The organism is Roseobacter sp. N2S (assembly GCF_031454055.1).
GTDB lineage: Bacteria > Pseudomonadota > Alphaproteobacteria > Rhodobacterales > Rhodobacteraceae > Amylibacter.
This window is the reverse complement of the sequence record NZ_JAVDQB010000004.1, coordinates 1-25495: the sequence shown is the minus strand read 5'-3', so window position 1 is coordinate 25495 and position 25495 is coordinate 1. Positions and strand designations below refer to the sequence as shown.

Below are 25495 nucleotides of genomic sequence, written 5' to 3'. Positions count from 1 at the left end.
AACGATATTTGAAAGGCTGACATTGCGCAAATGTTAGTGTTTTTGGTTCGCTAGTGTCAAAAGACATTCCCCAAGTAGGCGGATCTTCGTATGCAGCGCGGCATTCGTTAATCTGGGCTTGTAGCCATCATTGGCTGCGCTTTCGAAAGCCGCCCAAAAACCACCGTTTGTTGAAGGGTTCACCAAACCGGACATTGGTACGCTTGCAGCGAAAGCTATCTTCGTCCGCAAAGCGGTCCTCTATGCAAGGCGCAGCGAAAGTCTAGCCATCGCCGTTGCTGCCCCCCGGCCCATTACCAAAACCACCACCAATATTTTTGCCAATCTGCCAAGTCGGATAGTTTCCACCATCCCCAGAATATTCGACTACAAACTCCAAATGCAGCTCCTCGCTAACTTCGGAATAAGAGTTTTCCAATGAAATGTCACAGTCAAGATTCAGGAAAAACGAAGCCAAACTCTCTCCATCAAAATTTGCTCCACGAGGGAATTCTCGCTCACCTGCACTACTTCTTGATAATTCGAACTCATTGATAATTGCTTGATAAAATGCGCCCAAATCCCTTGCCGCGAATTTTGTTAACCCCACCGTCTGCCACGTACTCCACGTATTAAGTTCCACGAACTGGTCGTCTGTAACCTGCCATGAAATTGTTTGGGTTGATTTGGCGGGTATCAGCTGCTTTTCAGCGTTTTCGAAGTACAGTGCAAATCCAGAGCGATCACCAGCTAAAGCCATTGGCAATCCATCTTCAGAGCTGGATATCTCAGAAGGTGCCTTCCAAACCCCTTTACGTGTTTGGCATGACAAAGAATCGTCCACGATTAGGGTTTCTTCAGATAAGTTGGTAATTTGGGCATTGATCGCAAAATCTAGAGGATTGAGAATATGACCATTGGGACCAGCGATATTGTCAGCGTAAAAAGTGAGAACACTGTAACGTGGTTCTTTTTCGGAAATTGCTTTGCCAATTACGGACACCGTTGTAGGTGCCAATGCCAGGATGGCAACCAATAAGCTCAGGGCTGGGGCCAGAGATAGAAAGTGACGGCCTTTGTGCTGAAATGAGTGACAAACATGGCACTTTTTTGCCTCTTCAGAAATTTGGGACATGCAGTCGACGCATCTCCGAAAACTACTAGAACCTTCGCTGCCTTGATTGGCATCGGCTACCTTTTGGAGCTCACTCGTTGTTTGCTCAGAATGTTCAGTTTCAGTCATAAATAGTCCTATTTAACAATTCTAATGAACATAATCCTACTTTGCTATCAAACCTAGACACACCAAATGATTCCTCATTCTCATAATGCGTGGGCATATTGATACGTCAACAACCATCCGTGTCGCCTTCATACCAGTTCAATGAACTGGTATGCACTTCGCAAAACATCCGGCGGATAGAGACCACTCTTCTTGCCCGACGCACTGCTTAATCCAGCCGCCTGAAGCAAAGGTTTTGTTAGGGCTGGGAGCGGCCATTAGACGTGTTTAGAGCGGACGTCAGCTTTGGGCCGTTCGCGGGACTTTGCAAAGATCACCATCTTCGCTTAGCTGCCGTTCTAGAAAAATGCGTTGGATGACCGCTCTTTCGGATCAACCTTACTGAATTCAAAACCGGCCAGAGTGCTCACGTGGCGGATCCGTTGGCAAATCATCTGGCGGCTCCACACCTAAACGCTCGAGCTCTTCCGCCATAGCAGTGTAGAGTTCCGCTGCCCCCCAGTTCCTATATGACGTAACGCGATCGAAAGCCGCCCTGAAATTCGGCGGGCATTGGTTTGGCCACTTTTTCATTTTTTATCTTCCTGACAGCCCAGACACACACATTGACAGAAACGAATACTGAATCCAACTACCCCCAATCAAAGCAACCCAGCGACCGCCTTCCAGTTCGAGATAATCAACTCCGAAGCTTTCCCGTCAGTGCCCTTTTGCGAGATGGTATATTTCAGCCGCACCTCATCGATGTAGAACCCGTCAAACCACTCACGGATCTCTGGCTTGTCGTTGATAGATAGCAGGAACTTGCCCTTAATTTTCCCAAGCGTCTCGGCCATGGTTTTGTACTGCTGGCGATCAAACATATCTTTCCCGTAGTCTTTCTCACCGCCAAAATAGGGCGGATCAAGATAGAACAATGTACTAGGCGTGTCATAACGCTCGACCACATCTTTCCAGTCGAGGCTTTCAAAGACGACGCCGGCCAGACGTTCATGGGCTTCCTCCAGGATCGGCCCGAGGCGGGTGAGGTCAAAGCGCGAGCTGCGCGCAGCGGCGACACCAAACACCCCCCTCAACGGCAGTTGAGCACAGGAAAGCGAAAGTCGTACAAAATTGACGTTTATGCACGTAAGCATTTTCAGATTGTGCCCGTAGCGAGTTAGAATCTATAATCGAACCCAAGTAATTTTCAAAAATATCCGGATTGCAAAAGTGTTAAACAAAACGATCTATGAACGCGTATTTGCGGCTTTGAACGCAAAACCTGACTCGACAATCGAAGAGCTGACTAAGGGTGACAAACGATCCACGGTAACAGCAGTCCGAAATTTCTGGCGTAAGACCCGACACAAAGCCTACATGTCATCGTCTTCGGTTCCAGATCCAGTAGCGACGGCTCGAACAATCTTACTCAAAGCCACAAAGCAGGGACTGACCGAAGCAGAAGGTCGCGATGTAGCAATTGATGCGGGCGTCGCTCACGGGACAGCCTTCTCCGTGGCCGCACAAGTCTATCGCGATTTCCGGCGCCAACAACCCAAGTTGCGAGGCGCTCGTGGGACTTGGATCGTAGCAACAGAAACAGGCTTGGAACTACCCGTCTGCCACAATATCCGCGTTGATTGGACCCAGGATCCTCCCATTTATAATGATGCCTTCAAAAAGATAAGCAAGAAATACCAACGATGGCTGTCAGCTTTTGATAATGGTTATGCCGTCATCCAAAAAGGCAAGGTCGAAGGTGGCGTAGAGACGCGAGCCCGCGACAGTTATCTGGGCATCTACCGGATTGACCAACTTCTTGAAAAAGTGACGCCAGACGGTGAAATGGCCACCGTGACATTCCAATTGTCAGAGGAGTTGTCTGAGGTTCCACTTGCTGCAACCACTCCGTTTGGAGTGCGCGGCGCAGCGTCAGGCGATTTGCGTAGGGCCCTACTGATCATCGCATACCGAGCCGAACGGACAACAAAGCAGTCCGGCAAAGAGACCACAACAATCAGTAAATGGAAGGAGTTTGGTTTTGAAAGTGCCGACACCATGGCAGATTATCTCGAGACCCTCTATCACGGGCAAAGTGGTTTATGTGCGTTAACGAGAGTTCAAATGACCCTCGCCCCGGGAGAATGGTGCGTGAGTCCTGACCGTGTCGAAAGCGATGGGCATTATACGCCGGACAATCTTCAACTCGTTGCTAATTGCGTCAATATGATGAAGGGGTCTACTCCAAATGCGCAGTTTCTGGCTCAATTGGAGAAAATTACAAAAGCGGGGGGCAGATCGCTCCCACAGATCCTGGCATAAGGTCTGCTTTGGGCTGGGAGCGGTCGTCCGATGCATGTTTTTAGAACGGCAACTATGCGAAGTTGTAATTTTTGCAGAGTCCCGCGAACGGCCCAAAGCCGACCTTAGAGGTTTGCACTAATGCTGCGAGGCAGCAATCTGATCGATTGATGTTGACCCGCGAAGCCGAAGCAGTTGTACTCATTTGAAATGGCTAACAACATGGCCGCAAGGCGCAACCTTAACTTGCATAGCAGGGGAGGTTAGCATTTATTGGGTTTAGAAAATTTTTAGGTAATTGATATGACAATTAAAGCAATAAAAGATCCCATACACGGCTTCATTGAGTTCGAGGGGGATTTTGAGAATGGACTCAGGCAACTTCTCGACGATCCTTTCTTCTTGCGCCTTCGTAAAGTCAAACAGCTGGGATTTTCCGACCACATATTTCCGTCAGCGACACATACTAGGTTCTCCCATTCCTTGGGGGTGTACTGTGTCGCGCGAAGAATGCTCGAAATTGTCGAACCTAAGGCAGGTCTAGATGAATGGAGTAAAAAAGGAAAAGCATGCCTAGCGGCAGCCCTACTTCATGATGTCGGGCATGGGATGTTTAGTCACGCTTTTGAGGGAGCTATGAAGAATTTCCTTAAAGAAGCCACTCTGTCTGACGGGCAGGATAGTGCGCTTCGTGCCGCTGTGAACCACGAGAAGATAAGCGAGCGGATAATCATGGAATCTTCCGTTGCGGACACTCTTAAAGACATTGGAGGCGAAGACTTCCCCAAGCTCGTTTCCGATATCGTTCGTGGCAAGGATAAAACTTGTATTTATACTTCCATTGTTTCGAGCCAACTGGACGCAGATAGGCTCGATTATATCTTGAGGGACCCATATTTTGCGGGGGTTTCTTCGGGTCGAATAGATATTGATTGGATAATTAAGAACCTACGATACTCTGATACTGGGGATCTTTTATATTTTGATACAAAGGCTTACATTTCTATGGAGCAATTTGCCGTTAGCCTTTTCCAGCTTTATCCTACAATATATCTTCACAAGAAAACTCGAGCTTTAGAACATATGTTCTCTAAAATGCTATGTCGTATTTTTGAGCTGATTTCAGAAGGCAGGTCGTCCGATACAGGCATATCGAGCAGTCACCCGTTTGTGCAATTCTTCAGCGATCCTTCAAGTCTTGATAACTCTCTCTTACTCGACGACACGGTACTGTGGGGGAGCATGTATCAGTTTAGAAGTTGTGACGACGGGATAGTTAGAAACCTAGCAATTGCAATTTCAAATCGCAAAATAGACAAGATGGTTGACCTTTGGCGGCTTGCTGATGAGTTATACTCCGAGCTTGGAATGGAGAATAAATATACTGCTAAGAGTCGTGTTGAAATTCTTAATGAGATCTGTCCGATGGCATATGAAAAATTATGTGATAAACACCCGGATTGGGGAGCACATCTGTTCTACGACAATTACTCCAGAAAAGTCTATTCTCCGGCCTCCAGCGGCAAAGGCAGCCCCCAGCAAATCAACATTAAGATTGGTGACAAATTTGTAGACATATTCGACATGTCTCCAATAGTTGCAAGCTCAGCGAGCTTCCACATCCATCGTCTATACTTCGATCCCGATAGCTTTACAGAGGTTGCGGAACTAAACATCTCCCTAAGAGAAACGCTCAGGGACGCGCTATTCAAGCAGAAATTTCCCGAAGATAAGGCTGTCGCTTCGTCATGAAATTTAAGTCCCGCAACCTTAGAGCAATTGCGAATATGGTAATCGGCGATAGCGACTACTTTCCTTATCGGTCTAGCTTCTACATTACGCAGTTTTTGAAGAGTGTGATCTAGAATTCGTTCATGACGGATCAACACGAGCAATTTGGACATCTGAACGATTGTCCGAATTACTCGAAGACCCGCAACCTGCTGCATTTCATCTACCTGCTAGGTTTTTAATTGTTCTCCGAAACTTATTGGATCAGAGAGAAGCTGAGGATAACGATCCAGGACATCAACTAGCATTGGACACCCTAAACCAACCACTCATGCGTGAAGGGTTCGAAGCGTATTTCGACGAAGATCGCATACTTCAGGCACAGCATATAGGTAGCAAGACTGTTTCTGCAGCAACGAACCCCCACCGACCATTAACGCCGAAGGAAGCCGAGCGTAAGAAGTTACTGAATTCTTACCTCGATCGGTGCAGTGAAGACGAGTTGATTGAAGAAATTTTACTTCCGCTATTTAGGCAGCAGGGCTTTCATAGAGTATCGGCCGCAGGTCACTCAGATAAAGCGCTTGAGTACGGGAAGGACGTATGGATGCGATTTGTCCTCCCTACACAGCATGTTCTATACTTTGGAATACAAGCCAAGAAAGGCAAGCTAGATTCAGCTGGGGCGACGAAAGGGTCAAATGCGAATGTTGCCGAGATTTATAACCAAGTATTAATGATGTTGGGACACGAAGTATTCGATCCAGAAACAAACAAGAAGGCCTTAGTTGACCATGCGTTCATAATTGCTGGCGGAACAATTACAAAACAAGCTAAAAACTGGCTAGGCGGGAAGCTTGATGCTTCAAAGCGTAGTCAAATCTTATTTATGGATCGAGACGATATTATGGACCTATACGTGACATTGAATGTTCCGCTGCCGCATGGAGCATTGCCGAAAGCGGCAATGGATGTTGACGAAATCCCTTTCTGATTGGCGATCCTCTAGGGAAAAATCCAAGTTGTTTTGCAATATGCAGTTGCAGCTAAGGTCGGCTTTCCGCCCTTTGTGTTGACGGCACTTCTGGCCTTCTGCAGACCTTGGCTACGATTTCAAGATCCTGCGGTGTGGCCCCTATTTACGGGTCATTCATTCACCATGCAGCCTTTTATCAAGTGAAACGTCGGTCAGCGGACAGGTCCGACGATCATATATTATGCAAAAATGCGCCGAAAATTGGGAGCTCTGGCATATTGTTTTGAAGTCTACTTTGAGCTAATCACTGACGTTTGAAGATTGTGCATTTGGAGAACCGATTTGTTAGCGAAAAGAATTGTCAGAGGCGCTGTGTTCGGTGCAATCGTAGCGGCCTCCATAACTTTCTTGATTGTCTTAACTACCAGCGGAAATGGAGAAGATTGGTCACTTCTCTCGGAACAGCAATTTCAAGGATCGAATCCCGAACTCGACTACTTTTCAGTTTATTTAGTGCCTTCGATTTCTAAACTCGCGGTTCAAACGGCAATTTGGGGTAGTATTATTGGAGCCGTATTTTCACTGATCAGGTGGGCTTTCAGTAACGACGGTGAAAAGCGTTGAATAGTATGAAAACCAAGACCGCTTTGGGCTCAGAGCCGCCTTGCTGCAATGCAGCGAAAACTCCCCTGCAATACTGGAGTGAATGTCGGTATCCTCTGTCTCGGCATATATAGGGCGCACCTGCGGCGAAAGACTGGTTAAGTATAGCGGTGACTCTCGTGCAATTTACGAGGAACATCGCAATATCTGCATCCATTGGGGGAGGATGCCCAGGAAATCTTAGACGAGTGTGCCAGTGACCCGCAGTTGCGGACCGTTATCGTTCAGCTTCACCACTATAGGAACTTCACAGAAACAGACCTCGACCGCTGCATGGCGGTGTTGGCCGTTCCAGACGTTTCCGGTTGGGATCACGGCGATCTTTTGTGGAGAAACGAATATGCGCATCTTCCCTCTGCGAAGTTGGTGCAGCTCGCGTCCACGTTGCTGAAAAAAACAAATGGGCCGAAACTGCTGCTGGAAGCTCTAGGGATGCGGCTGCACAATGCGGGTGATGCAGGTGACGGTTTGGGGATTGATTTACGTAAGCTTGGACTTGAAGCCGCAAAGAAGCAGATACAACGAGACCGTGATGGCTCGGATATGGCCGATCATCATCTGGCTGAGGTGCTAAAAGCATGTTTGTCACACGGCGGGCTCGACGCGGAGAAGAATAATTGGTTGGATGCTCTCTTCACTACAATTGACGCAGGCTATGGTTCAAACTTCGGTTACGAGAGTGCAATCGCAACCACTGTCGCGGCAATGCCCGACGATTTTCTGGATCGTGTCTTTCTAGGCACTGATGATCAACAGAGTTACAGGAAGCTACAACTGGAGCACGTATCCCTTCGGCGTTCAGTGCTGGGCGACATTGAAATTGAGCGTTTGATAACCTGGAGCCAGGCGCAGACAGACCCACAAGTTTGGCAGGTATTAGCCAACGGGCTTTCAGTTTTCACCCTACCGGGAGAGGACAACCTTGTCCGATTATCAGATGGCTGTATCCAATTCTTGGAGGCCGGCCCTAACCCCATTGACGTACTCAACGGATACGCGGAACAGATCATGCCAAATGGCTGGTCCGGCAGCAGGGCTGATATCATGACGAAAAATACCGATGCCTTGAGGGTGCTTCTGGAGCATGAAGATCAAGCTATTCACGATGCCGCCAGACAGGTAATTGCTCGGGCTCGTACATGGATCGCCGCCGAGCGCCAACGTGAAAAGAGGTACGATGAAGCGAGAGAACAATCGTTTGAGTGAGCACTATCTTTCGACGTGAGAGCGTGGTTGCGAAATGTCAGACCGAATGTTGAGGTGAATCGTATATCACGACAGATGGTCCATTCATTTTGATTTATGTGTCCTTCGACAGCGAAAGGTCGCTCAAACTAGCTGCACCGCAGCATGTCAGGTTTGCGTCGAATGTTCGCATAGTAGTATGTGGCCGGGGTGGGTTGCGAGTTGATGCGCCTGCGGCTGTTTCGGAGTGGCGGATCCGCCGATGACTATGTCGGACTAAAGGTACCTCGCATCTGGAGCCAATTTCTTCCATAGTTTGCGAGCCGCGTCTGTCTGATCTTCGGCGGGCACAAGTTTGGTTCCAATATTTTTCTTTACGAATAGATACACAGAAGACGCTATGCCTTGTCTCCGATGGTCCTCATGCACATCCACGTTATCGGGAACTATCTTGTCAGAATAATGGGTGAAGATGAACCACCCACAGCAATTATGTACGCTGTCAACTGGCCAAACGAAACACCATATCGACGGGTTCTTGTCGCCGTTGTGCACCGAAGTAGGGTTGATATACTCGTTCATGGGCAAGCAATAGTAGGGCTCGGAACCAGAAGGAGCTATAATAAGCAATCCTTCGTACCCGTTTGGCAGGCCCGTTATTGGCAAGTTCATCGGTTTCGTCCTTTATTGGCCCACCCTGCAGGGTTTTGCAACCGACAGAGTTGGCAACCTAAAACTGCTAAGAAGCCTTCTGATAAACGAACATTCCAGAAAGGCCTTGCAATACCAGACACCAGCAGAAAATTTTGAGGCATGTGTTGCAACGACCAGTTGAAACCACAGCCAAATCATGCCGAAACGTCGGCGGTCAATCAATGTTTCCATCCTAAGTTATGATCCGATGCAAAGTAAACGCTTGAGAGACTGCAGCGAGACCCGGCTTTGTCCGCTTAGCTGCCGTTCCGGAAAAATTCATTGGATGACCGATCCCAGCCCAAAGCAGACATGCCCATGTAACACATCGGGCGGATTGCCGACCTTCGCTGCGCGATCCATCAAAGGCAGCTAAGCGCAGATAGCAACCTTTGCAAAGTCACGCGAATGGCCCTAAGCCGCCGCTCGCTCCATCGGTCAGCGCTGCGGTGCAGCTTCACCAAACCCGCCATTCGTGCCCCGCGCAGCATTTTGACAGACCAAATGACAGCGTGCGGACAAAGCGGCAATAGATGATTGCCGCGCCAATGGCCGCTGTCAAAGAATGACTTCAGCATTTGGTGAAAGTTGATTTTGCAAAGCAACCACTCTTCTGCGCTTGTATTGCAATGCTAGGCCAACATACAAATTTTGAGACAGTAACAGGCCATAAACTGTCGGCGGCATCTGTCCTCGTCAAATTTCAAAATAAAGAAACGACGGAAAACCTCAAATGCAGCGTATAATCCATTAGACCTTCACCAATCCTTATCAAAGGCATCCACATGCGTCATTTGCTTCTTCCGCCCAGCTTAGCCGTCCTTGCCTGTCTTTGTGCCACCACGGGCCAAGCCCATGAAGACTCCTCTCACTGCGAGGCGGTAACAGAATCTGTCGCAGATGCGGGCTTTGGCGATGTGGTCACAGTCACCTGCACGGATAACCAAGCCCTGATTGCAGGCGATACCTATCCAAACCACGAGATGATGACGGGTATCATCGGCACGAACGAACAGGTGCCGGTGCCTGCGGTGAATTACGCCTCACCCATCACATTGGCCCCGGTCAGCGGGACAGAGCCGCATACCCGCGATGCGGCCCTTGGCGTCGCAGTGAACGGCGTGCCTATCTATGACTACACCGCTGGCGGAGAGATGTCGCAAGCGGATCTGGCGACCTATCAGGCCAATTTGGACACCGTCGCGACAGGTCAGCTTGATGCCTGCGGCGGTCATGCGGGGCGCGGTGACGATTACCACTATCATGCCGCACCGACCTGCATGATTGACCAGATGGCGAACAAGGGCCCCGATGCAATTATCGGCTGGGCGTTTGACGGTTTTCCGATCTACGCAGATACCAATCCCGACGGCAGCGTTATCGCAGAAGGCGTTCTGGATTTGTGCAACGGGCAGGCCGACGATGTTTTTGGCTATCGTTACCACACGTCCGAAGGAGCGCCCTACATCATCCAATGCCTGATGGGTGAAGTGCCCGACATCGACGCCTTGCCGCGCGTGCGCCCCTTGGGTGCAGCAGACGGCGGTCGCGGGCCAGAGGCAGGTCAGCCACCGCGCGGCGGGGTTGATGATCTGGTGTTCGTGCAGGACGAGGACGGCAGCCGGACCATGACCTACAGTTATCATGAGGGCGACTACTACATCAAATACGCCCCGTCCGAGACCGAGAATTGCTACTACTTCGAGACCCGCACCGTGACCAACGGCGGCGAATTGTTCGAGCAGGAGCTGTGCCGCGAATGACCCGTTTCCCCGCCCTAACCCTTGCGCTGCTGTGCTGCACAACCGCATTATCAGCAGTTGCGCAGCAAACGCCGCCGCCAAAGCTCGGCGAAGAGGCCACCGCCCACGCAGTGGGGCCAAAGTTCACCGTCACGAGTTCCGCGCTGCTGGACGGAGCGGCCTTGCCTGATGATCTGCGCTGTACCCGCAGTGGCGGGGATGGTGTGTCGCCGCCGCTGTCATGGGAAAACGTGCCCGCAGACACACAGGCCTATGCCATCGTCATGCAGCATTACCCCAATGGCACCTATCCGGGCGTAAACGAGCCGAGCCATTATTGGCTGGTCTGGAATATTCCGGCCGATGCAGATGGCGTGGCGCGCGGCAATCCGAGCTCATTGGGCGTAGAGGGCAGCGATAAGGACCTGCGCGCGACTGGCTATACGCCGCCCTGTTCGCCAGCCGGTGCGGGCACCCATGAATACACGATCTGGGTCTATGCCCTTGATGCGCCGCTGGCTAATTTGCCGGTACAAGACGACATCGGTACCGGTTGGACTGACGTGATGGCCGCGCTCAAGGGTCATGTCCTTGCAGGCGACTCCATCTCTTTCCTGAACTAAATCACGACACATTTTACACGATTGGACACGATATGCGCTTTATTCTTGCAACAGTGGCAGCCCTGACAGCCTGTGCCGCTCAGGCCGAAACCCGCGACATCACCGCCGATGTCTGGGTCGACAACTGGTTCTCTATGTCTGCCAACGGCGAAATGGTCATAGAAGACTCCGTCCCGATTACGACAGAGCGGTCCTTTAACAAAGAAACTGCGACCTTTTCAGTCGATCTGCCAGCAGTGATCGCGATTGAAGCAAAGGATTTCAAGGAAAACGACACCGGTCTGGAATATATTGGCACAAATCGCCAGCAAATGGGCGACGGCGGTATGATTGCCCAGTTCAGAGATGCGATGTCGGGTGAAACGCTCGCCGTGACCGATGGGGTTATGAAATGTTTAGTTGTGCACTTTGCTCCGGTTGAGCCGTCTTGCGCAGAAGAAGCGAACCCCGTTGCAGGCGAAGGGGTCTGCGGTTTTGTCGCCACTGACATACCTGCCGACTGGACCACGCCCGATTTTGATGACAGCGACTGGCCCGCTGCAATCGTCCATCCCACAGCCACCGTCGGCCCGAAGGACGGCTATGACGAGGTTAAATGGGACGACAGCGCAGAGCTGGTCTGGGGGGAAAGCCTGAAGCAAGACAACACGTTGCTGTGCCGTTTGACGATCAGAGAATAGGTAAATCAATATCTGAAGGATGTGGCAATTTACGCGCCATGCCCTTCAGAACTGCCTTTCGGCATCTTGAGGAAGAAACTGGTAGAACGGGGTCGGATCTACCTTCCGCACTGCAGCGATAAACTCAAAATCGTGCCCGTCGGAATGTCCGCTTCGACCGATGGCGCGTTCTTGGCTTGCAGATGCAGTGAAGGTCGGCAATCCGCCCGAAGTGTCAAACAAGCATGTCCGCTTTGGGCTGGGAGCTGCCATCCACGGCGTGATCCATGAACGGCAGCTAAGCGCAGATAGTGACCTTGGCAAAGTTTTGCGAACGGCCCATTGGATGCGTAGAATTCAAGTAGGACCGATATTAGCACGCGCAGCGACTGTCTCCTTCGACGGGCCGCACCGCAGCATTGCCAAGGGCGGGTCGCCGAACTGAATGCACTTCAGGTTGTAGCCGCGTGGTTGGCACGAACGTGTGGTTCCAACACGCTCTCACGGAAGCTGCGTCGCAGCGTCGAGAGCGTGCGTGAACGGCAGGTCTGGGCCGGGTGAGGGCGAACCTTCACTTGCGCGCAACAAAGTGCCTGATGGTGTTGGTTCCGTCGGTCTCGCGTTCACAATAATACTCCGCCTGGCCGAACTGTGCTTCGTAAGGGCCAGTGTACATCGTTTCGTTGTTCAATCCAGGCAAACCCGGGAACGAGCAGTTTTTGTCGCGTGACAGACAAAATCTTGGCGAGTCAGAGATTTGATTATCCAATGGTACACAACGCGGGCTTCCGTCACCTCCTGGCAAGCACTCTGAGTGCGCATAGCATTGATCGCCAAAGTTTCTAAGTTGCCCGTTCTGGACAGTAGAAGCCACTTCTGCTTGGGGAGAGTAAGTTCGCCACTGGACTTGAGCTCGACAGACCGAAATCGGTGTAGATGCTTGGAAAACGTCGTCAGAATAAAAAAGTGAGCAGGCTTTTTCGGGAAAAGCCCATATGCTCAAGATTGCTGCCAACGCCGCAGCAAGCGCGATTAATACTCCGTTCTTTCCAAAAATTCTGGCAACGGTCATTTCGCCCCCCCTAATGAACTCGCCTAATCGCCCCCCCTAATGAACTCGCCTAAATGCTTTTTTATAACACATCTTGGAGCAGATTTCAATTCGAGAGGCTTCGCAGGTGCCTTAAAACGAATGTCCGCAAAGCGGATTGCAACCGCGGAAATTCAGAACTACTTCGAGTGACCAGTTTGGGCCGTTCGCGGGACTTTGCAAAGATCACCATCTTCGCTTAGCTGACGTTCTAGAAAAATGCGTTGGATGACCGCTCTTTCGGATCAACCTTACTGAATTCAAAACTGGCCAGAGTGCTCACGTGGCGGATCCGTTGGCAAATCATCTGGCGGCTCCACACCTAAACGCTCGAGCTCTTCCGCCATAGCAGTGTAGAGTTCCGCTGCCCCCCAGTTCCTATATGACGTAACGCGATCGAAAGCCGCCCTGAAATTCGGCGGACATTGGTTTGGCCACTTTTTCATTTTTTATCTTCCTGACAGCCCAGACACACACATTGACAGAAACGAATACTGAATCCAACTACCCCAAACTCAAAACAGCCCCGCCACAGCCTTCCAGTTCGAGATAATCAATTCCGACGCTTTCCCATCAGTGCCCTTTTGCGAGATGGTATCCGGAGCGAAAGTATAGATTACCCAAGATTAGTCTAAATAGTGACACCTCGTCGCCAGATTTTCCGTTCAATGTCAGAAAGCGATTGGAATTAGGACATAGTGGGCGCTATGCGCGCTTACTTGAAAGGAACAAGATCATGGACAAACTCATTGGATTTGCGGTGCTGGCAGCGGTGATTTGGCTTCTAGTTTCGATTGCTGGGATCTTGTACCCATTTCGGCCCTTCAAGACGCGAAAGCATGCCCTCGTGTCGGTCGTCGTGACCTTCATCGCTACAAGCGTGATCGGAGCCAACTTGCCGCAGACCGAGGTCGGCGAACAGCAAGCCGCAACTATGCCTCCAGCTAACTCAAAAGAACTAGTTGTGAAACATGCAGCCCCTGAAACCGAACCAGTTTTGACAGCGTCGACTGTCGCGGCATCAGAGATTCCTGCCTCGTGTGGCGATGGTGGATTAAATTTAGGTGATGTCGTGGCGGTATCAGGCGAGAACGAGCTTCGCATGCAGCCAGATGCGAAGTCGGACCGGATCAAGAACATTAAGGCATCCGATGCCCTTGGCACTACGAAATACCATCAAATAGATGGATCGACGACAGTACGACGCTTATGCGTACAAACCGAATGGAGCGAAGTCCAGATCGTCACTCCCGACTGGCTTACCCATGTGCGTGGGTGGGTGCCCAACGAAGCCCTACGAGAGATTGAACGAACGGCATCCGGGCAACGTGTATTCAAGTCAGACGACATCTATTGGGACGACGACACATCCAGTTTCAAGGACGAGATCATCAAAATCGTGAACCGGATCGCCCGTGAGAACAACCAGTGCAAGAAGATCGATACTTACTCCATCGCCAAGTCAGGCTCGAGGAGCAAGCCGAGCGAACCAGTTTTCTTTGTGACCTGCAATAGTGGGGCATCAGCTTTCAACGTCTGGTTCTCACCGAATGAGGCAGAGGCAATTTCTGGCAGTTTCGGTGCCACAAAATCCATCGGGCGCACTGCCGCAACGCAGGCTTGTGAAAGTTATGCAAAATCCATTGCGACGCACCCTTCCACTGTGAATTTCTCTCACGTCTGGGATCTAGCCTTTCAAGAGCATCCTTCAGGACGGGCACGTCTTGTATCCAGCTTCACGGCGAAGAACGGCTTAAATCTTGAGCTGAAGTATCGGATTGATTGCCTTTTCGAAGGAACAACGCTGCTGGAAGCTAACATCGCCGAGGCGAGTAGATAGCTCTGAAAGGTTTTTTCAGCTTCAAAGCTTGGCCAACAAATCGCCCAAAGCAATACACGCCCAGTTGATGTGCATTGGAAAATGCCGATTTGCAATTCATAGTTTAGTCTAGGCTTTCGGTCGGTGAACTGCGTCCAGAAAGAGCTCCAACCACTAGTAGCACTCCCCCTCGGCGCTTCACCGTCAACGCGGCAATCACCTGCTTATGGTTCTCCCGCATTTCCTCGCGCAGATCCCTGACGTTGCCATCTAACCGCTGGATATGCCCATCGAGATCATCCCGCCGCACATAGTTGTCTTTGACGTTATCAATCCGCTTGTGCAGATCGCGATCGCCATTTGAGACGCACCCTGCCAGATTGCGGAAGGACGCAATCAAAGCCGTCGCAAAGGTCACGCCGAGATTGATCGCCAGACCAATCACCCATTTCAGATCAGATTCCATCTGCTGCTCCTTAGTCCGCGCAGCCAAAGCGCGCGCATTTTTTCGCTGTTTCTGCGACCCACTCTGCAAGCGGCCGCGCGTTTTGCATCAGATAGGTGGCTGTGGCTTCACTCACGACTGGGGGCTTGCGCTGGATATCCGCAAAACTAGCACCCTGCCCCGCGCAGGCAGGTAATAAGAGCATCGTCAGTATCACTGCGTGTTTCATATTCGATGGTCCTTGCATCTTGGATCTGCTCCAGCCGATCGACGGTTTGTCCGGCTTGGTAATCGCGCACGGCATCCCAGCGCAGCCACAGCCCGAAGGCCAGAACTGCGACCGCGACCGCGCCGTAGAGGTAAAGTTTCGGGAGGCTGCGGATCATCTGAACAGACTTGCCAGCGCCTTGCGCGAGGTGCTCCAGAGATACCAGGCCAATGTGCCCCCTGCGATCAGCAGCGAGGCCACCAGATCCACAACCACGGGATCATGGGCCATGACCTCGCTCAAAGCGTCATGAGACAGGCTTTCGCCCGAGGCGAAGACATAAAGTGCGGGCAGTTTATGCGCAGATAGTGACCTTTGCAAAGCGCGGGTCAGCAAAGTGGCTCTTTGGACGCGAACGGCCCGTTGCGGACATTGGCCAGAGAGGCGAGATGTTGCGGTCGCAACCCGCATTCCCGACATTCGCTGCAACCGCGAAAATTGATGCAAGTCGAACTTACAGTCCATGGAGAGGCTGTGTGTACAGGCCGAGACTACTAGCGTGGTTTACGACAGCCCGCCCCGATAGTTGCGCAGAACAATTAACGGGAGAAACTATTTGCGTCATTATTTCTCTTTTTATTCATGATGGGCGACATCAGGTAGAGCAAAAGGCTTGCATGAACAACTGGTTGAATGGCAACTTAGATCAATCCTATTTGATAAGGCGCTTATTATGAAGATAATTAATGACACAATACAACTCAGCGCCACAGACCTTGTTGGTCATCTCAATTGCGGACACCTAACAGCACTTGATGTGCAGGTTGCAATGGGTGCGCTGAAGAAGCCTGAAAACTACGACCCACTGCTCGAAATCCTCCGTGAAAGAGGTCAAAGGCATGAAGACGCATATATTCAACATCTTCGAGATGCTGGTCATCAACTGATCAAGATAGAAGGCGTCGATATCACCGACGCTACTGTCGATGCGACCCTCGAAGCCATGCGCAGTGGCTCAGAAATCATTATTCAAGCAGCACTTCGACATGGACGATGGAGTGGCCGAGCGGATGTTCTACGGCGAGTGGAGACCCCGAGTGATTTGGGGGATTTTTCCTATGAGATCATCGACACCAAGCTGGCACGAGAAACAAAAGGCGGCACGGTCCTTCAGCTTTGCCTTTATGCTGATCTTCTCGCCAATGCGCAGGGGCGTCCGCCTGAAAAGGTTTTTGTCGTCGCGCCGTGGTCTGACTATCAGCCGCAGGAGTTTCGGTTTGCGGACTATGCTGCGTATTTCAGGCGTGTGAAGGCGGCTGCAGAAAATGCTCTGGAGTTGCCAGAAGACCAAGTCGAATATCCTGACCCAAAAAGTCACTGCGATGTGTGTCGATGGGAACAGCAGTGTGACAAGAGGCGACGTGCCGATGATCATCTCTGCTTGGTGGCGGGCATATCAAAAAACCAAATCTCCGAGCTCCAAGCCAATGGTTTCGGTACGGCAAAGACGTTGGCAGACATGCCAAGCCCAATGCCTTTCCAACCTCAACGAGGTGCACCGGCATCATTTGAGAGAGTGCGTGCGCAAGCTGCAATCCAGGTGTCTGCGCGAGAGACAGGTGAGCGAAAGTTTGAGTTTTTGGATGTAGTTCCCGAATTCGGGTTTGCTGCACTGCCCAAACCCTCGACTGGAGACGTATTCTTTGACATTGAAAGTGATCAGTTTGTTGGCGAGAAAGGGTTAGAATATCTGTTTGGCTACAGCTACTTTGATGATGCTGGTGCTGAGCAATACGAACAAGATTGGGCATTTGATCGCGCGAGCGAGAAAGCTTGCTTTGAGCGCTTTGTTGATTTTGTGACCGCACGGCGTGTAGATCGCCCAGACATGCACATCTATCACTTTGGCGGTTATGAAGCTGGGGCTTTGAAACGACTAATGGGACGGTACGCAACACGCGAAGATGAAGTGGATAATCTTCTCCGAGGCAAGGTTTTGGTCGATCTTTTGACAGTCACAAAACACGCTATTCGTGCCAGCGTTGAAAGCTATTCACTTAAGAAACTTGAGCCATTCTGTGGATATGAGCGCAAGGTTTCATTGCGAGATGCCAACATGGCACTGACGAGAGTGACCGCAGGCTTAGAGCTCGACGACATTCCATCCATTGACGTGGACACAAAGGCGGTCGTCGCGGCTTACAATGCCGATGATTGCTTTGCGACGAAGAGCTTGCGTGATTGGCTCGAAGACTTAAGGGCATCAAGATTGGCAGAGGGCACCGAAATCCCGCGTCCTGAGCCTGGGCAAGATGGCCCAAGCGAAGAGCTTAGCGAACAGCAACAGCGCGTTCTGGCTCTGATTGAACAGCTTACCCATGACATCCCCGTTGATCCTGAAGAGCGCTCATCAGAACAACAAGCGCGCTGGATATTGGCTTATGTTCTTGATTGGCATCGCCGTGAAAACAAAGCTGTGTGGTGGGAAAAGTTCCGACTTCAAGCATTGAGCGGCATCGAACTTCTGGAGGAAAAGGCGGGCATTGGTCGCCTGCAATTGATCGATGTTGTTGAGACATCCAAAACCGGAATTCCCACACATCGCTATAGATTTGACGCGCAGGATACAGACATCAGAGGCGACGAAGGCCTGCATAATGTTGGCGGCGATAAAGTTGGTACGGCTGTGGCTGTATCGTCAGAAAATCAAACAGTCGATATCAAGAAGTCAAAAGCGACTGCCGATGTTCATCCCGAAGCCGTTTTCGCGCACAAGTTCATCGATCCTAAGGAACAAGCGGCCTCGCTGTTTCGCCTAGGTGAATACGTCGCCAAAAACGGCATCGAAGGTGATGGACCTTATAAAAGCGCGCGCGAATTATTGCTTCGGGCACCGATGGATATTGGAGGCGAACCCTTCCAAGCGGACGGCGAAGGAACGCTTGATGCGGCATTGCGTGTTGCAGGAGAGATGGATGGCGGTGTGCTACCTATTCAAGGACCTCCAGGAACAGGTAAATCTTTCACTGGAGCGCGAATGATCTGCGAGCTTGTACGGCAAGGTAAGAAGGTCGGGATAACGGCAAACAGCCACAAAGTGATCCGTAACCTGATGGATAAAGTGATTGAAGCTGCGCCAACAATGGGCGTCGATCTGACCTGCATTCAAAAGCCCGAGCAGGGTAATCAGGAGGCCGACGGACCGAACCTCATCTTCGCAAAAAACAATGATGATGTTTTAGGCAAGCTTGCTAACGGTGAAGCTCAGGTCGCTGGTGCGACCCACTTCTTCTGGGCAAGAGAAGATGCATTTGAAGCCGTTGATGTGCTTGTTGTTGATGAAGCTGGTCAGATGTCTCTTGCTAATGTTTTGGCCGTTTCCCAAGCGGCACAAACGGTGATCATGTTAGGTGATCCACAGCAACTCGAACAGCCAACGCAAGGGACGCATCCAGATGGAACAGGCGTTTCAGCACTGGATCACTTGCTTGGGGGTCGTCAAACAATCGAGCCGAGCCAAGGCCTTTTCCTTGGAACAACCTATCGCCTACACTCAGAGATTTGCGCGTTTAATTCCGAACTTTTCTACGAAAGCAAACTGCATGCAGTTGAAGGGTGCGAGCAGCAACTCGTTGAAACGGAGAGCGCTGCATCGGGTGCTGGAATGCGCTTCCTACCGGTAGCACACAGCGGCAACACCAGCTCGTCTATTGAAGAGGCCGACATGGTCAAATCCTTGGTGGAAGATATTTTAAACCAAGGCGCAGCATGGACGGATCGGGATGGGGTGACCAAGCCGGTCACACTTGAGGATATTCTGATCATTGCGCCGTACAACGCGCAAGTGATTGAAATTCAGAAGCGTCTGCCGACTGCACGTGTTGGAACCGTTGATAAATTCCAAGGTCAGGAGGCACCGATTGCGATCTATTCGATGGCAACGTCAAATCATGCGGATGCGCCAAGAGGCATGGAATTTCTTTACAGCGGGAACCGCTTCAACGTGGCCATTTCTCGAGCGCAGTGTCTGGCCATTTTGGTCGCGTCGCCTCAGGTTTTTGAGGCTGATTGTCAGACACCACGCCAAATGCAGTTGATCAATGCATTCTGCCGGTATCTTGAGATGAGTCAGAAAATCGAGACTTGAAGCTTTCACAAGCTGCAACAACGCGTTGGCGTCAGACCAAAGTGTGCAGCAGCCCAATTACGCATGCTTCCCGCCATGAATGTAGAACGACAAGTCTGGCCCGTTTCCGACATTGGATCCGAGACCAGTATGCTGCATTGCGGCGCGCCGAAGCTGCTATTCGTATAGAACATATATAAGCGGAGGGCGGCATCAAATTCAATGATGGCACGGGAGCGAGATCCTCAGTACACGTTGAGATCGAAAGCCTACTGGCTCTAGGCAAGGCCGCGTGGTCCTGGACTATCGCCAGCGTGATCATGGCGGCGAATGGCGGGCCGAGAAATATCCGGTCCATCTCGACACCACACCCTGCCACATGGGCGGTGAGAGGCATTGGTTCCTCTGCCCTGCCCGTGGGTGCGGTCGTCGCGTTGCTGTCCTCTACGGCGGCGCAATCTTCGCGTGCTGCCATTGCTACCGGCTGGCTTATCCTTCTCAGCGTGAAAAGCCGGGGGATAGAGCGGCCCGCAAGGCTGATAGGATCAGGGATAAGCTGGGCTGGGAAGCTGGAATATTGAACGGCGCGGAACCCTGGAACAGGCCAAAGGGGATGCATCACGCCACCTTTGACCGCTTGCGCTGGAAACATGACCGTTTCGTAAGTCGTGCTTTGGCTGGCCTTGCTGAGCAGTTCGGGTTTAATCTAGAAGACAAACACCGTTTCTAAAATTGGTTGATTTAGAGGCGTGCGAAGTTGGCAGGAAATAGGGGGGTCTTTGTTCGCCTACCAGTCAGCTCGAAAACCCACTGATCTTCTGAGGCTTAATCGGTTTTAATGCGAAGTTAGGGCATTGGGCACATTGGGGGCACATTGGCAGGATATGCTGGTTGTCTGCGGGTTTTGTCCGAGCTGAGATATTCTCGATAATTTATGCGGGCAGTGCCCTGCATGCGGCAAAGCAAACAAAGGGCTGCTGGCCGATACTCTTGGAAATTTTCATAACGTAACTTCCCAAGGTCACTGTCAGTGGCCATCTGTCATGATCTGAAAACAAGTGTATGAGCGACCAGTCTTGAATCGACATCGACTGACCCAGCTCTTTCCCTATACCGACTCTTAGAATCGCCGAAACCAAGAAACCACATGCTGATCTAAATTCGGACTTCTCTAACTCATTGAGTTCGGAAAAAAAATCGATAGCCTGACCCTCAAGGGCAAGTAGGTTATCAAGTGAAAAACTGCGGGCTGTATCGTGTATGCTCATGAGACAATCCTAGAAGCGGGTTGCCCGCCTTAGTAACATAGGTGTGTGGTATTGTCACCCATTTGCAGTAAATAATAATGTAAAATTCATTGCTTTTGCAGATTTAGAGGAGCATATAGGTGGCTCAGAACACGTTTGGAGTAGTAAAAAGGCTAGCACCCTACCGCTACTTCTTCTCGCAAAAATGCGGAAAGGATTATGGGTAATATCATGGCAAAAAAAGATAAAGTTCGGCTCACCCTCGATTTGTCGGAAGCTATCAACAAGCAGCTGGAGGACATTGGCGATGAGACAGGAAAAACGAAATCCGAACTCATGAGATTGGCGATAGATTTCCTCTTGAGAGCGCAAGATGCGCGGCATGACTCAATGACTGTTGGGGCTTGGAAAGAAGATAAGGATAACCGCGTTCGGATCGAGCGTGAATTCGTCGGATTAAGTTAACATAGATTGGGGGCGGTGATGCCAGAAGATGATGCTAAACCTATAAGTGCCGATGTTTTGGAAACTACTGGCATGCGAACAGTTATAGAGCAGGCACAACAGGTCACCGCACCCGACGATGTACAAGTTTCACGCGAACAGGACCATCATGACAAAGACATAGAGTCGCGTGACATGCAGCTTTGGCTTGCGAAAATCGTGATCCTCTGTTGCCTGGCTCTTGGAGCAATTTCTATGATAATCGGGGTTTTCACGAAACAGCAGACGGCAATCCAACTCGGCATGTCTTTGTTGTCCACTATCCTCGGCGTAGTCTTGGGATTTATGTTCAAAAGGTGATCTGAGTGTTGTGCGTTTAAGGTATTTCGCAGGTGCTTTCCGTTGTGAAGGAAATGAGCCACCTTGTTCTGAGGTACAGCTCATCCAGCCTTTCCCTGAAAGCAGTAAACTAAAATCCGAAAGCTGTGTTGCAGCAAGGTATTAGACGCACAGAAAAGGGCAGCGACCATTTCAGACCAAATTCACGAAACCCGCTTGCCCCGTCGCTTCTTAGCAGGCTTCGCCAGCAATGGGTCTGTCATTTTCTCATGGAGTTGGAACAGGTGTTCAACGCGCTCGCGTTCGGACTTGAACACAGCCCTGCGATAGAGCCGGTCCACAGCCTTGTCATTTGCCTGGTGGGCACGGCGTAGGTCGGTGGGCATAATGTCGGGATCGTAGAGGTCGGCCAAGCTGACATCAGGGTATTTTGCGCGGGCGTCAAGGATCGCAGTTCACAGGTGCAGCCTGGATCACCACCTTGACCGAGGCAAATGTCAAAATCTCAATGGATGGTCGAGGCCGTTATCTCGATAACATCTTCATCGAACGGTTGTGGCGGTCACTCAAGCAGGAGGCCGTTTATCTGCACGAATTACAGGACGGGTTCCAAGCCAAACGGATCATCGATAACTGGATCGAGTTCTACAACTCCGAGCGCCCTCACACCGCTCTTGATAAGCGCACGCCGGACACAGCATACTTTACCCAAGCGGAAATACGAAAAGCGGCATGACACCAACCCGATTACATCTTAGCTCAGCCGCAAAACTGTCCAAATAAGTGGGACCACTTCAGGTTGCCTCAATGTCGGCTTCGGTTGAGCCCTTAAAAAACGTGGTTAGATAAGGTCGAACTCCAACAATGTCTTTTCTCCGACAAGGCTTATAATCCGCTGCGCCTGTGCAGAGTTTAACTCAAACGCCTCGTCTTCTGGTAGCTCGGCAGGAACAAGCGTCACAAGGTTAAGCTTCAAAATATCGCTCGCAGCACCATTCTCAATTACGCCTTCAACCTTTGTTGGTGGCGGAGTTTCCAAGGGCCAGTTTTCCAACTCAGGAGCGATAGTGAATTTTCGAGGTATGATAACTCTTGGCTCGATCTTGAGGCCTGAAGCCAAGGCACTTGCAATTATCGTAAGTCCGTTTCTCATCGTCACATTCTTTAGTGACTTTGGGCTCGGATAGGCACCTACGAGCCTGGTTCGATATTCATTGAGAGGCTTAATAGGTACACTGGCAACCTGCCCTAAAGATTGGAGGAATAGATTCATTGTAGTCCGCTCAGGATTGCCGTGAACCACGCCAGAAAGTGTAGCGGCCTGTCGGCCTGCCGTAAGGGGATCACGTGATGAAAGACTGCCAAGACCTGCTGCGAGGTTGGTAAGAATGCCACCGTCACAACGCCTTTTATAAAATGAAATGAGCTCTTCCTCGCGACGCAAGCAGGCTTCTTCATCGCTTCCGAACACTCGATCCACTCTATAAGTAACGTGCTTCCCCAAACTCACTATCTTGCGTATTTTGTTACATTTAAAGGGGTTAGTCTTGTAAATTTCTGTTTCCCTAAGCGCTTCTGTTTCATGTTGTAGAAGCCGTATGCCTTTTCCCTTTCCGACGTAGAACGGCTCCAGTTCAGGGGTCAAAAGCAGATAGGTGTAAAACGAGCCTCTAGGGAGGGTTCTCACAAAGTCATTTGCTAGAATGCGGTCACCTTCAAAAGCAATTTTTGAAACGTCAAACATGTAATCTCTTTTCTGGCGAGGGTCAGGTAAAACTTAATATTATCTGTGTTTGCAATCAAAATATAGCTCGGAACAAACGACACTTTTTTGTATGCCAACCACCCCGTTTGAAGCTGCTAAAATTCCCTTTCGAAACACAGTTGGCAATTTAGCATTTTTTGCAAATGCTGTGGTAGCAGACCTTCGCCGCACTGTACAAAAGTGACAAAGAGGGCTCGAAGCCGCCGTTCTCCGCTTTGCAACATCATAGGAGATCAGCCTACATGAGACCTACACGAACGGCCCTAACCGACACCTAAGCAGCATACCCAGGAATGGCTATGGCTGGGCTAACATGCCGTGTGCGGGTCGTGCAACTGCGCATAGAGAGCCGCTTGTGGATTGAAAAAATAGAAGGCCAGTTAATGTTCTCTATCTGCGGCCATTAAATCAAGAGTGTATTTCGGTCTCATCGGGTTCATGGTTCTCTCCGAGGTCGGCAGTGCCGCCTCATAATGGCGTCGGGGACTGGTGCCTCAAAAAGGTCTGCTGCGAGGTCACCTGACTTCAGGCGCATCGACATTCGACAACGAGGTCATCCGGCCACCGTCCCGATGGGACGTCTTTACACCCGGACGGGCGTATTCGATATTGGGCTATCTCATGCAGGCAGCTCCTCTTTGGTCCAGGCGAAGGTCGTGCCGTCGCGCCAAATGCGGCTCATGATGACAGCCAGTTTTCGCGCCGTTGCAACGATGGCTTTTTTCATTCCCCTTCGTGCGACAAGCCGCATGGCCCACGCCTTGAGCGGTGAGAAGCGCGACACACGTTGGATCAGGATGTTGGCTGCCTCATAAAGCAGTTTGTGCATGGTCCCATTTAGGTCCTGAACCGAAATTTTTATCTCATGCGGCGGACAGTGGCTCTGTCGAATATTGCGTGCTGTAAAATGTGTTAAAATGAGTGTCTCAGGCTGTCACATAGCAACAGGCCAACGAGAAATAGGCCACCCGATTGGGTGGCCTATTGGAAAGGTGCTGTGATGGAGGTTTAGGATGAGCGCTTGCGTCGAGAAAGCAGCCCCAGTCCCCCGAGGCCAGCCAGCAACAGCGGAAGACCGGCCGGAAGCGGTACAGGCGTAGGGGTATTCAGCTCATCATAGTTTACAATTAGTCGCGCACTACTAGAGCCCAGATAACGGCTTTCAGCACCCCAAACCGGGATGCCAAACGAAGTACCAAGCGCAAACTCAGTCAAACCATCCGTATCTGCTACAACCTGCGCCGCATTTTGGCCATCACCATTCAAGCCAATCGATAGGACGTCACCTGCGGAGGTTTGGCTACCCAGCGTCACTTCGCCGAATGGCGCCTCGACAAGATCAGGGTAGATATTCCTATTGGTCGCAAATGTCGGACTTCGGAAATTGTCCGTCTTTAGAACCGACAGGTCACCTGAATAACCGCCGACTGTCAGTGTCTCAACCTGACCACTCATGAAGCTGTGAACTCCAAGTTCTAGCGTCAACGAGGTAACATTAATATCGCTACCCACGAAACTGGAAAAGTCGAAAATGTAGTGGGCTTTGAAGACGTCACCGTACGTTGCAAACGTACCCGTAATCGGGACGGTTCTAGCTTGGTTGATACCGCCTTTACTAGTGTATCCGAGACGGGTCGCATCGATTGCCAATGTTGCAGCTGAACCGATTGAGCCAAAGCCAATCAGTCCTGATATTATAGCAATGGATAGAAAAGGGATGCGTGGCATTAAGTATTCCAAACTCAATAGATGTTATTAATGCTACACAAAAATTCCTAGAATGCAATTTAAAATGACAGACAGACATTCGTTCATCACGATGCGTCTGTCACTCTGGGCTCCTTGCTGCCGTTCGCTACGGTTTGCCACCCTCCGTCTCCACCGGCATGCCTTTGCCGACCCATTTGTTGATGGTGTTTTCCGAGACGTTAAAACACTGGGCAATCTGCCCGCGGTTCAACAGAGGTTCAGGAGGTGCAGGTGTCATGATCGCCCTTTCCGTCAGGGCGTCTGCACAACAACAACACCAACCCTAATCTTCCCCTCAAAAAATTCCCAAACACACAAAACTCATGGGGCGCGAATTACCCCCGTGACACCCAGGGCCCGGAAGGACCCAATGGCTTTTTCCCATCCTCACCGCGCGGTTTGAACAGCCAGCCGCAACCGTCTTGCGATCGCCGGACCAATCTCTTTATCCGTCAGCCGATGCGCGCGCGTCACAAACTTCAGACG

The 25495-nt window shown here is 50.8% G+C and carries 25 protein-coding genes; 13 read left to right on the top strand and 12 right to left on the bottom strand.

Annotated features, from left to right (window positions below; translation table 11 throughout):
- Positions 1–262 precede the first annotated feature (262 nt).
- Together GGE09_RS11340 and GGE09_RS11335 are read right to left on the bottom strand one after the other, a co-directional pair.
- The gene (locus GGE09_RS11340; RefSeq protein WP_309746248.1) at positions 263–1222 is read right to left on the bottom strand and encodes a hypothetical protein; all 960 of its coding nucleotides are present in this window, start codon (positions 1220–1222) and stop codon (positions 263–265) included.
- 641 nt (positions 1223–1863) lie between these two features.
- Positions 1864–2289, bottom strand: coding sequence for a DNA adenine methylase (locus GGE09_RS11335; protein ID WP_309746247.1), 426 nt, complete (start codon positions 2287–2289; stop codon positions 1864–1866).
- Positions 2290–2434: 145 nt separating this feature from the next.
- On the opposite strand from GGE09_RS11335, the gene GGE09_RS11330 reads away from it, so the two are divergent.
- The 7 genes from GGE09_RS11330 to GGE09_RS11300 all read left to right on the top strand — a co-directional run bounded on the left by GGE09_RS11330 (position 2435) and on the right by GGE09_RS11300 (position 11798).
- Positions 2435–3526, top strand: a complete 1092-nt coding sequence (locus GGE09_RS11330; RefSeq protein ID WP_309746246.1) for a hypothetical protein — start codon at positions 2435–2437, stop codon at positions 3524–3526.
- Between the two features lie 282 nt (positions 3527–3808).
- A complete protein-coding gene (locus GGE09_RS11325; RefSeq protein WP_309746245.1) occupies positions 3809–5257 on the top strand; it encodes an HD domain-containing protein in 1449 nt (482 codons plus the stop codon).
- Between the two features lie 160 nt (positions 5258–5417).
- A complete protein-coding gene (locus GGE09_RS11320; RefSeq protein WP_309746244.1) occupies positions 5418–6230 on the top strand; it encodes a hypothetical protein in 813 nt (270 codons plus the stop codon).
- An 852-nt stretch (positions 6231–7082) separates the two neighbouring features.
- The gene (locus GGE09_RS11315) at positions 7083–8081 is read left to right on the top strand and encodes a hypothetical protein (protein WP_309746243.1); all 999 of its coding nucleotides are present in this window, start codon (positions 7083–7085) and stop codon (positions 8079–8081) included.
- 1457 nt (positions 8082–9538) lie between these two features.
- Complete coding sequence (locus GGE09_RS11310) at positions 9539–10516, top strand: YHYH protein (protein WP_309746242.1); 978 nt, start codon at positions 9539–9541, stop codon at positions 10514–10516.
- Positions 10513–11118, top strand: coding sequence for a YbhB/YbcL family Raf kinase inhibitor-like protein (locus GGE09_RS11305; RefSeq protein ID WP_309746241.1), 606 nt, complete (start codon positions 10513–10515; stop codon positions 11116–11118). Before GGE09_RS11310 ends, GGE09_RS11305 begins: the two co-directional genes overlap by 4 nt.
- Positions 11119–11150: 32 nt before the next feature.
- Complete coding sequence (locus GGE09_RS11300; protein WP_309746239.1) at positions 11151–11798, top strand: PEBP family protein; 648 nt, start codon at positions 11151–11153, stop codon at positions 11796–11798.
- A 550-nt stretch (positions 11799–12348) separates the two neighbouring features.
- Here GGE09_RS11300 and GGE09_RS11295 read toward each other — a convergent pair.
- Entirely contained in the window at positions 12349–12849 is a 501-nt protein-coding gene (locus GGE09_RS11295) for a hypothetical protein (protein ID WP_309746238.1), read from the bottom strand.
- A gap of 754 nt (positions 12850–13603) precedes the next feature.
- On the opposite strand from GGE09_RS11295, the gene GGE09_RS11290 reads away from it, so the two are divergent.
- Positions 13604–14707 carry a hypothetical protein gene (locus tag GGE09_RS11290; protein WP_309746237.1) on the top strand — a complete coding sequence of 368 codons (1104 nt, stop codon included), beginning with the start codon at positions 13604–13606 and terminating at the stop codon, positions 14705–14707.
- A 103-nt stretch (positions 14708–14810) separates the two neighbouring features.
- Here the strand turns inward: GGE09_RS11290 and GGE09_RS11285 are convergent, their stop codons facing one another.
- The 3 genes from GGE09_RS11285 to GGE09_RS11275 form a co-directional block, all read right to left on the bottom strand.
- A complete protein-coding gene (locus tag GGE09_RS11285) occupies positions 14811–15152 on the bottom strand; it encodes a hypothetical protein (protein ID WP_309746236.1) in 342 nt (113 codons plus the stop codon).
- Between the two features lie 146 nt (positions 15153–15298).
- Entirely contained in the window at positions 15299–15517 is a 219-nt protein-coding gene (locus GGE09_RS11280) for a hypothetical protein (protein WP_309746235.1), read from the bottom strand.
- Positions 15514–15735 (bottom strand): hypothetical protein, encoded by a 222-nt coding sequence (locus tag GGE09_RS11275; RefSeq protein WP_309746234.1) that lies wholly within the window; start codon positions 15733–15735, stop codon positions 15514–15516. The genes GGE09_RS11280 and GGE09_RS11275 overlap by 4 nt, the downstream gene beginning before the upstream one ends.
- Positions 15736–16072: 337 nt before the next feature.
- Between GGE09_RS11275 and GGE09_RS11270 the strand changes: the two genes are divergently transcribed.
- Positions 16073–19486: a TM0106 family RecB-like putative nuclease gene (locus GGE09_RS11270; protein WP_309746233.1), complete on the top strand. Its 3414-nt coding sequence runs from the start codon at positions 16073–16075 to the stop codon at positions 19484–19486.
- Between the two features lie 271 nt (positions 19487–19757).
- Positions 19758–20195 carry a hypothetical protein gene (locus tag GGE09_RS11265; RefSeq protein ID WP_309746232.1) on the top strand — a complete coding sequence of 146 codons (438 nt, stop codon included), beginning with the start codon at positions 19758–19760 and terminating at the stop codon, positions 20193–20195.
- Between the two features lie 202 nt (positions 20196–20397).
- Here the strand turns inward: GGE09_RS11265 and GGE09_RS11260 are convergent, their stop codons facing one another.
- Positions 20398–20733, bottom strand: coding sequence for a hypothetical protein (locus GGE09_RS11260; RefSeq protein WP_309746231.1), 336 nt, complete (start codon positions 20731–20733; stop codon positions 20398–20400).
- A 198-nt stretch (positions 20734–20931) separates the two neighbouring features.
- On the opposite strand from GGE09_RS11260, the gene GGE09_RS11255 reads away from it, so the two are divergent.
- Positions 20932–21177 (top strand): hypothetical protein, encoded by a 246-nt coding sequence (locus GGE09_RS11255; protein WP_309746230.1) that lies wholly within the window; start codon positions 20932–20934, stop codon positions 21175–21177.
- A gap of 18 nt (positions 21178–21195) precedes the next feature.
- Complete coding sequence (locus GGE09_RS11250; RefSeq protein ID WP_309746229.1) at positions 21196–21516, top strand: hypothetical protein; 321 nt, start codon at positions 21196–21198, stop codon at positions 21514–21516.
- A gap of 182 nt (positions 21517–21698) precedes the next feature.
- Here the strand turns inward: GGE09_RS11250 and GGE09_RS23430 are convergent, their stop codons facing one another.
- Positions 21699–21944: a type IIL restriction-modification enzyme MmeI gene (locus tag GGE09_RS23430; RefSeq protein ID WP_405048551.1), complete on the bottom strand. Its 246-nt coding sequence runs from the start codon at positions 21942–21944 to the stop codon at positions 21699–21701.
- Between the two features lie 32 nt (positions 21945–21976).
- Here GGE09_RS23430 and GGE09_RS11245 point away from each other — a divergent pair, with 32 nt between their 5' ends.
- Positions 21977–22231, top strand: a complete 255-nt coding sequence (locus tag GGE09_RS11245; protein ID WP_309746228.1) for an integrase core domain-containing protein — start codon at positions 21977–21979, stop codon at positions 22229–22231.
- A gap of 105 nt (positions 22232–22336) precedes the next feature.
- Here the strand turns inward: GGE09_RS11245 and GGE09_RS11240 are convergent, their stop codons facing one another.
- The 4 genes from GGE09_RS11240 to GGE09_RS11225 all read right to left on the bottom strand — a co-directional run bounded on the left by GGE09_RS11240 (position 22337) and on the right by GGE09_RS11225 (position 25247).
- The gene (locus tag GGE09_RS11240; RefSeq protein ID WP_309746227.1) at positions 22337–23239 is read right to left on the bottom strand and encodes a GIY-YIG nuclease family protein; all 903 of its coding nucleotides are present in this window, start codon (positions 23237–23239) and stop codon (positions 22337–22339) included.
- Between the two features lie 640 nt (positions 23240–23879).
- Complete coding sequence (locus GGE09_RS11235; protein ID WP_405048547.1) at positions 23880–24089, bottom strand: hypothetical protein; 210 nt, start codon at positions 24087–24089, stop codon at positions 23880–23882.
- A gap of 179 nt (positions 24090–24268) precedes the next feature.
- A complete protein-coding gene (locus GGE09_RS11230; RefSeq protein ID WP_309746226.1) occupies positions 24269–24988 on the bottom strand; it encodes a VPLPA-CTERM sorting domain-containing protein in 720 nt (239 codons plus the stop codon).
- A 127-nt stretch (positions 24989–25115) separates the two neighbouring features.
- Positions 25116–25247, bottom strand: coding sequence for a hypothetical protein (locus tag GGE09_RS11225; protein WP_309746225.1), 132 nt, complete (start codon positions 25245–25247; stop codon positions 25116–25118).
- Positions 25248–25495: the final 248 nt, after the last annotated feature.

What these genes read in the sequence shown, in the direction of transcription:
- GGE09_RS11340 (WP_309746248.1), bottom strand. Translation starts at nt 1,222, where the DNA reads ATGACTGAAACTGAACATTCTGAGCAAACAACGAGTGAGCTCCAAAAG.
- GGE09_RS11325 (WP_309746245.1), top strand. Translation starts at nt 3,809, where the DNA reads ATGACAATTAAAGCAATAAAAGATCCCATACACGGCTTCATTGAGTTC.
- GGE09_RS11310 (WP_309746242.1), top strand. Translation starts at nt 9,539, where the DNA reads ATGCGTCATTTGCTTCTTCCGCCCAGCTTAGCCGTCCTTGCCTGTCTT.
- GGE09_RS11305 (WP_309746241.1), top strand. Translation starts at nt 10,513, where the DNA reads ATGACCCGTTTCCCCGCCCTAACCCTTGCGCTGCTGTGCTGCACAACC.
- GGE09_RS11300 (WP_309746239.1), top strand. Translation starts at nt 11,151, where the DNA reads ATGCGCTTTATTCTTGCAACAGTGGCAGCCCTGACAGCCTGTGCCGCT.
- GGE09_RS11295 (WP_309746238.1), bottom strand. Translation starts at nt 12,849, where the DNA reads ATGACCGTTGCCAGAATTTTTGGAAAGAACGGAGTATTAATCGCGCTT.
- GGE09_RS11290 (WP_309746237.1), top strand. Translation starts at nt 13,604, where the DNA reads ATGGACAAACTCATTGGATTTGCGGTGCTGGCAGCGGTGATTTGGCTT.
- GGE09_RS11285 (WP_309746236.1), bottom strand. Translation starts at nt 15,152, where the DNA reads ATGGAATCTGATCTGAAATGGGTGATTGGTCTGGCGATCAATCTCGGC.
- GGE09_RS11280 (WP_309746235.1), bottom strand. Translation starts at nt 15,517, where the DNA reads ATGATCCGCAGCCTCCCGAAACTTTACCTCTACGGCGCGGTCGCGGTC.
- GGE09_RS11270 (WP_309746233.1), top strand. Translation starts at nt 16,073, where the DNA reads ATGAAGATAATTAATGACACAATACAACTCAGCGCCACAGACCTTGTT.
- GGE09_RS11260 (WP_309746231.1), bottom strand. Translation starts at nt 20,733, where the DNA reads ATGAGCATACACGATACAGCCCGCAGTTTTTCACTTGATAACCTACTT.
- GGE09_RS11255 (WP_309746230.1), top strand. Translation starts at nt 20,932, where the DNA reads ATGGGTAATATCATGGCAAAAAAAGATAAAGTTCGGCTCACCCTCGAT.
- GGE09_RS11250 (WP_309746229.1), top strand. Translation starts at nt 21,196, where the DNA reads ATGCCAGAAGATGATGCTAAACCTATAAGTGCCGATGTTTTGGAAACT.
- GGE09_RS11240 (WP_309746227.1), bottom strand. Translation starts at nt 23,239, where the DNA reads ATGTTTGACGTTTCAAAAATTGCTTTTGAAGGTGACCGCATTCTAGCA.
- GGE09_RS11235 (WP_405048547.1), bottom strand. Translation starts at nt 24,089, where the DNA reads ATGCACAAACTGCTTTATGAGGCAGCCAACATCCTGATCCAACGTGTG.
- GGE09_RS11230 (WP_309746226.1), bottom strand. Translation starts at nt 24,988, where the DNA reads ATGCCACGCATCCCTTTTCTATCCATTGCTATAATATCAGGACTGATT.
- GGE09_RS11225 (WP_309746225.1), bottom strand. Translation starts at nt 25,247, where the DNA reads ATGACACCTGCACCTCCTGAACCTCTGTTGAACCGCGGGCAGATTGCC.